Raw genomic sequence first — 10088 nt, 5'->3', positions numbered from 1 at the left:
GGCGACCCCGACACCTTCAAGAACCTGCGCAACTCCTTCGACGTCATCCTCAACACCGTCTCGGCCAACCTCGACCTCGGCCGGTACCTGGGGATGGTCGATCTCGACGGCGTCTTCGTCGAACTCGGTGCTCCGGAGAGTCCCCTTGTGGTGCAGCCGTTCTCGATCATGGGGATGCGCCGCAGCATCGCCGGTTCGGTGATCGGCGGGATCGCCGAGACCCAGGAGATGCTGGACTTCTGCGCCGCGCATGGCATCGCGTCGGAGATCGAGGTGATCCAGCCGGATTACATCAACGAGGCCTACGAGCGGGTGATCTCCAGCGACGTCCGCTACCGGTTCGTGATCGACACCGAATCGCTGCGCGACGCGTAAGCGGTGCGCGAAGCCACGGCCGGAATCACCGAGCGTGCGCTCACCGCGGAAATCGCGCGGGAATTTCGCGGTGGATTCCCACTCGGCGGGGGCAGAAGCACACGAGGCGCAGGGTTCAGAACGACTCCAGGGGCCAGCCGGCCGCCGCCAGCCTCCCCGCCACCCGCCGGATGTCATCGGGGTTGCCGGGGTGGTGGGCCACACCCTCGATGAACTGTTCGATCTCGTCGCGGCCGATCTGGTGGCCCGCCTCGGCGCTGGACTCCTGGGCGGCGATCTCCCGCACCACCTGCTTCAACTCGTCCTCACTGAGCGGGGTGTTGCGCAGCAGCGACAGGATCGGGACACGGTCGGGACCTGGCACCCCTTCGGGGTAACCGGCACGCAACCACTCGAGAACTCGGTGGCCGAGCGACTCTGCGGACATACCTCCCAGTTTCACCTTCGAGTGCCCGGCACGCCAGCGTTTTCACCAGGCGTTCACCTGGGACGTCTCAGAAGTCCCAGTCCTCGTCCTCGGTGACGACCGCCTTGCCGATCACGTAGGACGATCCCGACCCGGAGAAGAAGTCGTGATTCTCGTCGGCATTCGGCGACAGCGCCGACAGGATCGCCGGGTTGACGTCGGTCTCGTCGCGCGGGAACAGCGCCTCGTAGCCCAGGTTCATCAGCGCCTTGTTGGCGTTGTACCGCAGGAACTTCTTGACGTCCTCGGTCAGGCCGACGTCGTCGTAGAGGTCCTGGGCATACTCGGTCTCGTTGTCGTAGAGCTCGAAGAGCAACTCGTAGGTGTAGTCCTTGAGCTCGCTCCGGCGCTCCTCGGTCTGCTCGGCCAGGGCGCGCTGGAACTTGTAGCCGATGTAGTAACCGTGCACGGCCTCGTCGCGGATGATCAGCCGGATCATGTCGGCGGTGTTGGTGAGCTTGGCCCGGCTCGACCAGTACATCGGCAGGTAGAACCCGGAGTAGAACAGGAAGCTCTCCAGCAGCGTGGAGGCCACCTTGCGCTTGAGCGGGTCGTCGCCGCGGTAGTAGTCCATGACGATGTGCGCCTTGCGCTGCAGGTTGGGGTTCTCCTCCGACCAGCGGAACACCTCGTCGATCTCCGACGACGAGCACAGCGTCGAGAAGATGTTGCTGTAGCTCTTGGCGTGCACCGACTCCATGAACGCGATATTGGTCAGCACGGCCTGCTCGTGCGGGGTCACGGCGTCGGGGATCAGGCTTACCGCGCCGACGGTGCCCTGGATGGTGTCCAGCAGCGTCAGCCCGGTGAACACCCGCATGGTGAGTTGCTTCTCGGAGTCGGTGAGGGTGTTCCACGACGGGATGTCGTTGGACACCGGGACCTTCTCGGGAAGCCAGAAGTTACCGGTCAGCCGTTCCCAGACCTCGGCGTCCTTCTCGTCTGTGACCCGGTTCCAGTTGATTGCCGACGCCCGGTCGATCAGCTTCACGCCATTGCTCACCGATAACCCCACTCCAGTCGCGGCCGACCCGATCCGACCGATTTCGTGCGCCTTTTCCGGCTCAGCCTCAAACACTACCCGTGGGGTCGGACAACCACGGCCAGCACAACGGGTAGTGCCTGGCGTGTCGCGCCCACTCAGCCCACCGCCGCGTTGCGCGGCGCGGCGCTGCGCAGCGGCAGGTCGGGGTCGAGGCCGATTTCGAGCAGGTCGGCGATGCCGGCGATGGTGCCGAGCATGACGGTGGTCAGGTGCGCCACGAATTTGTCGGCCGGCATCCGCGGCGGACTGTCCGGATCGGAACCGAGCCACCAATCGGTCGCCGCCGACGCTGCGCCGAAGCAGGCCGCTGCGGCCAGTTCCAGCGACGACCCGTCGAGGCGCATCTCGCGCAGTTCGTCGTTGAACATCTCGGCGATCGCCATGGTGATCTGGCGTCCCTCGTTGAGTCCCCGGGTGGTGGACTCGGCCGGTTCCGGGAACCGGCCCTGCAGGATGAAGCGCAGCACGTTCGGATGGTCCTCGACGAGGGAGACGTACTCGGCCACGCAGCGCCGGACGACTTCGCGGGTGGGGTCGGTGGCCAGGTCGATGGTGGGGAAGATCGCCGCGACCAGCATGTCGCGCAGTCGCTTGCCGATCGCGGCGAACAGGTCGGCCTTGTCGTTGAAGTGCCGGTAGATCTTGGGCTTGGCGGTGCCGGCCTCGGCGGCGATCTCGTTGAGGCTCACCTGCGGGCCCTGCCGGTCGATGGCCCGGAACGCGGCGTCGACGATCTCGGCGCGCACCTTCTTGCGGTGCTCGCGCCAGCGCTCGCTGCGGGCGTCGACCTTCACGGGCTTGCCCCCCGCCGGCGGGACAGCGATCCTGCGCACCCACCGGACTCTACTGCGGGGAAAGTGGGTCGGCTCCCGCTAACATCGAGATGTGACCAACCGATTCGACCTGGTGATCGCGGGCGGTGGGCCGTCGGGTGCGGCTGCCGCCTGGCAAGCTGTCCAGACCGGCGCCAAGGTGGTGGTCCTGGACAAGGCGGTGTTCCCCCGCGACAAGCCCTGCGGCGACGGCCTGACCGCCCGCGCGGTGAGCTACCTGCAGAGGATGGGCCTGGCCGAGGAGGTGGCCGGCTTTCACCGGGTCAACCGGGTGACGGTGTTCAGCCCGTCGCGTTGGGAGCTGTCCTTCCCCAAACGTCCCGGGATGCCCGACCACGGCCACACCGTCAGCCGCACGCTGCTGGACACCATGCTGCTCGAGCACGCCGAGAAGGCCGGCGCGGTGGTGCGCCAGGGCGCCGAGGTCAGCGAACCCGTGCTCGACGATCGCGGCCGGGTGGTCGGGGTGGTCCTCAAGGGCGGCGAGAAGGTGTTGGGAGACGCCGTCATCGCCGCCGACGGCGCCTACTCCCCCATCAAGCGGGCGCTGAAACTGGACTCCGAGTACAACGGCTATTCGGCCATCGCGATCCGCTCGGAGATGGACGCCGAGGTGGCCGACTCCGACAGCCTCGACATCTACCTGAAGTTCGAGTTCCAGGGCGACCAGTTGCCCGGCTACGGCTGGGTGTTCCCGATGGGCGGCGGCCGGCTGAACATCGGCCTGGGCTACGTCAACAGCTACGCCAAGTGGCAGTCCATCAACGCCACCCACTTCCTCGGCGAGTTCCTGGCCACGCTGCCGCCGGAGTGGAAGCTGCCCTCCATCGAGGAGTTGAAGAAGAACAAGAGCGTGCGGGCCTGGCGGCTGCCGATGGGCTTCACGGCCTGGCCGCCGTGGCGTCCGGGCGTGCTTTTCACCGGCGACTCACTGGGCGCGGGCAAGCCCGCCTCGGGGGCGGGGATCTCCAAGGCGCTGGAGTCCGGCCTGGCCGCCGGGGAGTGTGCGATCGCCGCTCTGGAGAACGGCGGGCCCGACGACTTCACCAACTACGCCCAGCGCATGGAAGTCGCGTGGGGCAAGGAGTACCGGCGCGGCCGTTACTTCCACAAGCTGGCCGGCAATCCCAAGGTGGCCGGAGCCGGCATCAAGCTGATCGACAACGGCCGGTTCCGTGATGTGCTGCTCAAACGCACCTACAAACGGGCGCAGGGGCCGCTGCACAAATTCTGACAGCTTGCCCCAGTCGACGGCCTACCGCGAGGATCGCAGGCCGGGGATGCGGTCGGCGATGCCACTGAGGGTGTTGACCATCCGGTTGAGCCCTTCGACGGCGGTCTCGAGGGTGTCGGCGGTGGGCGTCAACGCCTCCACGGCAGGCTGCAGCCGGCTCAGGATCTCGAGTTGCTCGGTGAGCAGGTCGAGCGGTCCGTCCTTGGCCGTGAGCTTGTCGACGACGCCGTCCTCGGCAAGCAGTCGGTCGATCATGCCGTCCTCGGCGAAGAGCCGCTCGACCGGCCCGTCCTCGGCGAGGAGCCGATCGACGAGCCCCCCGGGGGCCAGGATCCGCTCCAGGGAACTGCCCTCGGTGATCCGGTCGAGCAGGCCGCCGGACGCGGTCAGCAAGTCCACGACCCCGCCGGGGCGGGTCAGCTTGTCCGCCGCCCCGCCGCGGGCCAGAACCCGCCCCAGCGCCCGATCGTCCTCGGTGTACTCGGCGACCCGGTTGGCGCCGACGATCGCCCCGCGCACCGGGAGCACGTCGGTCACCGGGACCATCTGCTGCGCGGGGTCGTCGCCGAGGGCCTGCTTCACGAGTCCGAGGCCGTAGGCCGCGACGGCCAGTCCGAGTTCGCCGGCCGCGAGGCCCGCCCGGACAGGTGCGGACGCCAGGTCCGAGATCAGTTTGCCGAGGTTCACGAGGCGAGTGTAAGGACGCGCTCGCCTCTTGTAACTGCTTTCCCGGAACCCGTCATCTGACTGTCGCCGTCACCGGCCGCCGCGCAGGCCCGCACGGCTGGCGCGTGGGGGGCGGGCATACGCGTCGTCACGGTCGACCACGCCCGGTCCGCCCCGGCTTGCGCGCCACCTTCCCCGCGGCGGCGCGGGCGGCCTGCTTGGCGAAAGCCTTCTCCCGGGCGCTGCGCTTCGGCGCCGCCTGAGCCTGCCCGCGCGACGAGCCGGGTTTGCGGCCCCGCACGATTCCGATGAAGTCTTCGACCAGCGCCGACTGTGGCCCTGCCGGGAAGGCAAGCGCGACAACACAAGTCGGTGCGTCGGCGATCGGGAGGTAGTTGAGGTCCCTGCGGTGATACAGCCGGGCCAACGACTGCGGCACGATCAGCACTCCCAGCCCGGCGGCGACGAGTTCCATTGCAGCCAAGGTGGTTTCGGGACGGTGTTCGATCGGGGTGCCGGGAGCGTCCACCCAGGCTACGACATCGTCGAGTGCCAACACCGTCGGCTCCCCCTCGAGATCCCCGGAGGTGACCTCGTCGGCCGCACTGAGAAGGTGATCGGCCGGCACCACCGCCACCGTCGTCTCCTCGTAGAGCGGGATGACGGCCAGACCGGAGGTGTCGGCCGGAAGTCGCAGCAACGCGAGGTCCACGCTGCCGGCCCGCACGTCGTCGGCCGCGTCTGCCGCGGAGGTGGCGCGAAGCCTCAGCGGAACCTCGGGGTGGCGCCGTGCCCAGATCCGGGCCCACTTCGCCGGCGTCCCGCCGGGGACGTACCCGAGGGTGAGCGAAGGCCCGGTCACCAGATAAGGCTACCGGTGGGCCCCGCCGATAAGCTCAAGCCATGAGCCGGCCGAACGCGCAGTCGATGAAGCCCGCCACGGCGGCCAGGAAGCTGGACGTGTACCTGCCCGCGACGCCCGCCGAGTTCCGGGAGAACGCGACCACCCGCGAAGAACTGGCCGCGCTGCAGGCGGACCCGCCGCCGTGGCTCAAGGAACTGCGCAGGAACGGGCCGCACCCGAAGAACCTCGTGGCGGCCAAGCTCGGCGTGTCGATCTCCGGCCTCGCCCGCGGCGGCATCACCGAAGCGCTCACCACCGAGCAGATCGACGCGCTGCTGGCGGAGAAGCCCGAATGGCTCGTCACCGAGCGGGAGAACTACCAGAACGTGCTGGCCGAGCAACGACGGATCAAGGCCCTGAACTCCAGGAATGCCTGAAGCCTCGCCGCTCCCCCCGCCTCTGTCAGAAGCCGGTGATAGGAAGGCGCGCGACACACAGTCGTCGTCGGGAGGAATCGCACATGCGCCGGGGCGAAGGGCGTCAGCAGCCAAGCACCCGAGCCGTCGAGATCGTGCACCAGGCCATCAGCGCCAGCGGCGGCCTCGGCGAGCCGTGGTGCGTCGAAGGAGCGAACGCGGTGCGGGTCGGCAACCTGCTGCTCGTGATCGACACCGACGACCTCGGCTGGGTGATGACCGCGCACGTGGTCGACGGCGGCGAGGCCGCACCGGTCGCAGTGCTGGCTGACGAGAGCACGAGCCCGGTGCCTGCGCTCACCTGCTGGCTGCGGAACGCGGCGGGCCCGATGGCCTGGAAGCGCATCAAGCCGGGCCTGTACCGCTCCGGCGGGTACCTGGTGGGACAGCTTGACACCGGCGAATGGTTCGCCGAAGGGCCGGGCGTGGATCGCTGCTTCGACCACAAGCAGGACGCACAGGCTGCGTGCGCCGCGGCACGCAGTCACACCACCCACGCCGCCGGTTAGGCCGGCCGAGCCCTGACCGCTGGGTCAGTCACGCAACGCCCGAGCCACCTGCGCGGTGGCCCGAAGCCCGTACAGCGCCGCCCGCCTGGAGACCAGACTCGACACCGGCGCGAGGACGACATGGCGCAGACCCGCCTCGCCGAAAGCCCGCAGTTTGGCGGTCACCTGTTCGGGAGTGCCCCACAGCAGAGATCCCTCGGTCATGACCTCCTCGGGCACGGCGGCGATCGCCTCCTCGATCCGTGCGCGATCGTGCCGGTCGGGCACGAAGTCGACGATGGCGTTGAAACCCTCGCCCAGTGGGTGCGTCACTCCGGCCCGGCGCCACACGTCAGCCGGAGCCCCCAGGCCCAGCAGGCGGATTGCCCTGTTGCTCAGCATGTCTCGTGCCTCCCGTTCGGTTTTCCCGAAGACCACGAAGCGGTGCAGGGCCGGGGTGATGGCCGCCGCCTCGCGTCCGGCCTCGGTGGCGGCCGAGCGCACCACGGTGAGCTTCTCGTGATACTCCTGCGGCGACGCCACCGACGCCGGATACCACCCGTCGCCGTACCGCCCGGCCAGTCGCAGCATCCGGCTTCCTTGGCCACCGACCCAGATTTCGGGCAACCGGCCGGGTGGCGCCTTGAGGTCCATGGTCGCCCGGTCCAGCTGGAAATGCCTGCCGGAGAACGAAATCGGTCCTCGGGATGTCAGGCATAGCCGGATCACCTGCAGCGCCTCCTCCAGCCGGCTCACCGGGTGGGTGAAGTCCAGACCGTAGGGTCCGATGTTCATCCGCTCCCCCGCGCCGATGCCGAGAATGGGGGCACGCTTGGTCAGATGCGACGCCGTCAGCATCGCCTGGGCGATCAGAACGGGGTGGCGCCGGACGGCCTCGGTCACGCCGACACCCAGCCGCATCCGGCCCAGCCGCGGGGCCAGCCAGCCCATCATCACCTGGTAGTCGAACATCTCGTGCGGGCTGGGCCGCTGGGCCGCGACCCAGGTGAACTCGGGGTCCCACAAGGCCTGGGGAAAGACGTTCTGGAAGTGGTCGATGAGCATCAGCGACTCCAGCCGCATCGTCCGCGCCGCCACCAGCGCCGCCCGCAGCACGGCCAGGGGCGGTTGCGTGCCAATCCGCAAGCCCACCAGAATCATCGAGTTCGCCCCCTCCGGCGCCGCCGACCGCCCGACACCCACTCCAGATCAGCCTATCCCTCGCCGACCCACCGTTGCCGTGCTGAAGTGGTTGTCATGGAATGGTCGGAGTCGCTGCCCTACCTGCTCGCCGACGCGATCCGATCAGCTCACTTTGACCCGCAGCGGTTGGCCGGCCTGCAACGGAGCCGTCTGCGCAACCTCGTGCGCCACGCGAGAACGTCGTCGCCGTTCTATCGGGATCGCTATCGCGATCTGCCGTCAGACGTCGACGACGTCAGGGCCCTGCCGGCCCTCGACAAGCCGACCCTGATGTCCAGGTTCGACGACTGGGTCACCGACCCGGATGTGACCCTCGCGGACCTTGAGAACAACTTCCTGGCCCGCGAGGATTGCGTAGGTCAGTTGTATCTTGGCCGCTACCTCGTCGCGACCACTTCCGGAACCACCGGGGAGCCGGCAATCCTGCTGCACGACCGGCGTTCCTGGCGGGTGTACAACATCGTCGGCCGCACCCGGCCCCAGCCCGTCATGGCGCGGATCAACCTCGCCGCACTCGCAAGACGCGGCATCAGGACCGCCGCGCTGTTCGCCACCGGGGGCCACTTCGGAGCGGTGACGTTCATCGAACGCACCCGGCGGGTCAGCCCTTTCATCTCCGCCCGAACCAGGGTCCTCTCGGTCCTGCGGCCGGTCGATGAGCTCGTCGCGGAGTTGAACGAGTTCCAGCCCACACTGCTCAGCGGCTACCCCAGCGTCTTCGTGCTGCTGGCCGCCGAGCAGCGCGCCGGCCGGCTCCGGATCAGACCGGTGAACATCCTGTGCGCAGGCGAATTGTTAACTCTGCCATGCGCGGGGCCGTCACCCGGGCCTTCGGGTGTGCGGTGATCGAGGGGTACGCCGCAACCGAGGTGCCGGGACTGGCCATCGAGTGCACCCGCGGGTTCCTGCACGTCAACTCGGACTGGTACATCCTCGAACCGGTGGACTCCGATCGCCGGCCGGTGCCACCCGGCGTGCAGTCCGACAGCGTGCTCGTGACGAACCTCGCCAACCGCGTCCAGCCGATCATCCGCTACGACCTCGGCGATCGGGTTGTGCTGCAACCCCATCCATGTTCCTGCGGCAGCCCGTTGCCGGTCGTCGCGGTCGAGGGCCGGACCAATGACGTCCTCACCTTGGAGGACATCGAGCATCGGCCGGTACAGATCCTGCCGCTGGCGCTGGGGGCCGTCATCGAGGAGAGTCCCGGCGTCCACCGCTTCCAGGTCATCGGAACCGGACGCCGTGAGCTCACCATCCGTCTTGACGTGGACAACGAGGCGGCCAGGGACGCGGTGCAGCGCGAGGTGGAACGCCGGGTGCGCGACTTCCTGCGGAGCCACCGGGTGACCGAGGTGACGATCACCTGCGCCGCCGAGACGCCGCGACAAGAGCCGCGCAGCGGCAAGCTCCGCCAAATCCTGCGGTCGTGACCCGCTGCAGTGGTGTGGGGCCGACGGAACGGACGTGCGGCGTGATGCGGGAAGGGTTCCTGTTACCCCGCTGAGCCGCCGTTCCCTCCGGTCCCACCCGCGCCCGCGTTGGCACCTTGTCCTCCGGCGCCTCCCGAGCCGCCGGCCCCTCCGATCGCGCCGAAGATGCCCGGCGTTCCGTTGGTCCCCGATGCGCCCGCGTTACCGGTTCCCGCCCCCGCCCCGGTTCCACCGATTCCACCGCTGCCGCCGTTGCCGCCGTTGCTGAACAGGCCGCCGTTGCCGCCCGGGCCGCCTGCACCTCCGGGCCCGGCGGGGGCTTGAGGGCCGTTGGTGGCGTCGATGACCGAGACGTTGTTGCCGTCGTAATTGGTTACATAAATCCGTGTGCCGTCGGGACTGACCGCAAGGCGAAAAGGAGTATTGCCGACACCGACTGCTCCGATCGTGGTGTTGGTCGCGGTGTCGATGACTGACACGTAATTGCCATTCGCATTGGCGACGTAGACGCGGCTCCCGTCGGGGCTGACCGCAACCCCGGCGGGTGCGCTGAAGCCAACGATGACAGCGCTCACCGTGTTGGTGGACGTGTCGATCACTGACACGGTGCCGGCAGTACCGCTGGCCACGAAAATGCGGCTACCGTCGGGACTGACCGCCAAATCCGCCGGATATTTGCCGACAACGGTCTTAGCCGTGGTCGCGTACGTCACGCTGTCGATGACCGACACCGACAAATCGGGTTCTGCACTGATGTAAATGCGTGTGCCGTCGGGGCTGACCGCTAACGCGCGCGGGCTGCCCAGACCACCGATTACCACGGTCAATGTGTTGGTGGCGGTATCGATAACTGAAAGTGTTCCGGTCTGACTGGTCCTGGGGCCGATAGCGTAGACGCGCGCCCCGTCGGGGCTGAAAGCTACTTCTGTCAGGTAGTTCGGGGCTGCAGGGCCGTCGATGGTGGCGATCACCGTGTTGGAAGCCGTGTCGACGACGAGGATCTTCGCAACGCCGTACGGCGTGTT

The 10088-nt window shown here is 68.2% G+C and carries 13 protein-coding genes; 6 read left to right on the top strand and 7 right to left on the bottom strand.

All coding sequences use genetic code 11. The annotated features are described in order from the left end of the window. Positions 1–375: zinc-binding dehydrogenase (locus ADBZ5U_RS11435; protein WP_526265488.1), on the top strand; the 375-nt coding region annotated here is incomplete at its 5' end. Between the two features lie 115 nt (positions 376–490). On the opposite strand, the gene ADBZ5U_RS11430 is transcribed toward ADBZ5U_RS11435, so the two are convergent. The 3 genes from ADBZ5U_RS11430 to ADBZ5U_RS11420 form a co-directional block, all read right to left on the bottom strand. Next, complete coding sequence (locus ADBZ5U_RS11430; RefSeq protein ID WP_526265486.1) at positions 491–802, bottom strand: DUF3349 domain-containing protein; 312 nt, start codon at positions 800–802, stop codon at positions 491–493. A 67-nt stretch (positions 803–869) separates the two neighbouring features. Further along, positions 870–1844, bottom strand: a complete 975-nt coding sequence (gene nrdF / locus ADBZ5U_RS11425; RefSeq protein WP_526265484.1) for a class 1b ribonucleoside-diphosphate reductase subunit beta — start codon at positions 1842–1844, stop codon at positions 870–872. Positions 1845–1981: 137 nt separating this feature from the next. After that, entirely contained in the window at positions 1982–2719 is a 738-nt protein-coding gene (locus tag ADBZ5U_RS11420) for a TetR/AcrR family transcriptional regulator (protein WP_526265482.1), read from the bottom strand. 52 nt (positions 2720–2771) lie between these two features. Between ADBZ5U_RS11420 and ADBZ5U_RS11415 the strand changes: the two genes are divergently transcribed. Further along, on the top strand, positions 2772–3953 hold the full coding sequence (locus tag ADBZ5U_RS11415; RefSeq protein WP_526265480.1) for an NAD(P)/FAD-dependent oxidoreductase: 1182 nt from the start codon (positions 2772–2774) through the stop codon (positions 3951–3953). Between the two features lie 21 nt (positions 3954–3974). On the opposite strand, the gene ADBZ5U_RS11410 is transcribed toward ADBZ5U_RS11415, so the two are convergent. Beyond that, positions 3975–4640: a hypothetical protein gene (locus ADBZ5U_RS11410; RefSeq protein ID WP_526265478.1), complete on the bottom strand. Its 666-nt coding sequence runs from the start codon at positions 4638–4640 to the stop codon at positions 3975–3977. Positions 4641–4767: 127 nt separating this feature from the next. Next, positions 4768–5481, bottom strand: coding sequence for a LysR family substrate-binding domain-containing protein (locus tag ADBZ5U_RS11405; protein WP_526265475.1), 714 nt, complete (start codon positions 5479–5481; stop codon positions 4768–4770). Between the two features lie 41 nt (positions 5482–5522). On the opposite strand from ADBZ5U_RS11405, the gene ADBZ5U_RS11400 reads away from it, so the two are divergent. Both ADBZ5U_RS11400 and ADBZ5U_RS11395 read left to right on the top strand, forming a co-directional pair. Further along, a complete protein-coding gene (locus tag ADBZ5U_RS11400) occupies positions 5523–5900 on the top strand; it encodes a DUF5997 family protein (RefSeq protein WP_526265473.1) in 378 nt (125 codons plus the stop codon). 83 nt (positions 5901–5983) lie between these two features. Next, positions 5984–6448, top strand: coding sequence for a hypothetical protein (locus ADBZ5U_RS11395; protein ID WP_526265471.1), 465 nt, complete (start codon positions 5984–5986; stop codon positions 6446–6448). A 24-nt stretch (positions 6449–6472) separates the two neighbouring features. On the opposite strand, the gene ADBZ5U_RS11390 is transcribed toward ADBZ5U_RS11395, so the two are convergent. Next, on the bottom strand, positions 6473–7630 hold the full coding sequence (locus tag ADBZ5U_RS11390; protein WP_526265469.1) for an LLM class flavin-dependent oxidoreductase: 1158 nt from the start codon (positions 7628–7630) through the stop codon (positions 6473–6475). A gap of 54 nt (positions 7631–7684) precedes the next feature. On the opposite strand from ADBZ5U_RS11390, the gene ADBZ5U_RS11385 reads away from it, so the two are divergent. Together ADBZ5U_RS11385 and ADBZ5U_RS11380 are read left to right on the top strand one after the other, a co-directional pair. After that, a complete protein-coding gene (locus tag ADBZ5U_RS11385; RefSeq protein ID WP_526265467.1) occupies positions 7685–8476 on the top strand; it encodes a phenylacetate--CoA ligase family protein in 792 nt (263 codons plus the stop codon). Next, positions 8437–9063, top strand: a complete 627-nt coding sequence (locus tag ADBZ5U_RS11380; RefSeq protein ID WP_526265465.1) for a phenylacetate--CoA ligase family protein — start codon at positions 8437–8439, stop codon at positions 9061–9063. Before ADBZ5U_RS11385 ends, ADBZ5U_RS11380 begins: the two co-directional genes overlap by 40 nt. 62 nt (positions 9064–9125) lie before the next feature. Here the strand turns inward: ADBZ5U_RS11380 and ADBZ5U_RS11375 are convergent. Then, on the bottom strand, positions 9126–10088 hold a 963-nt coding region (locus tag ADBZ5U_RS11375), incomplete at its 5' end, for a YncE family protein (RefSeq protein WP_526265463.1).

The organism is Mycobacterium sp., from assembly GCF_040398885.1.
Classification (GTDB): Bacteria; Actinomycetota; Actinomycetes; order Mycobacteriales; family Mycobacteriaceae; genus Mycobacterium.
Note: the sequence above shows the minus strand (reverse complement) of the source record. Positions and strands in the feature narration are given on the sequence as shown.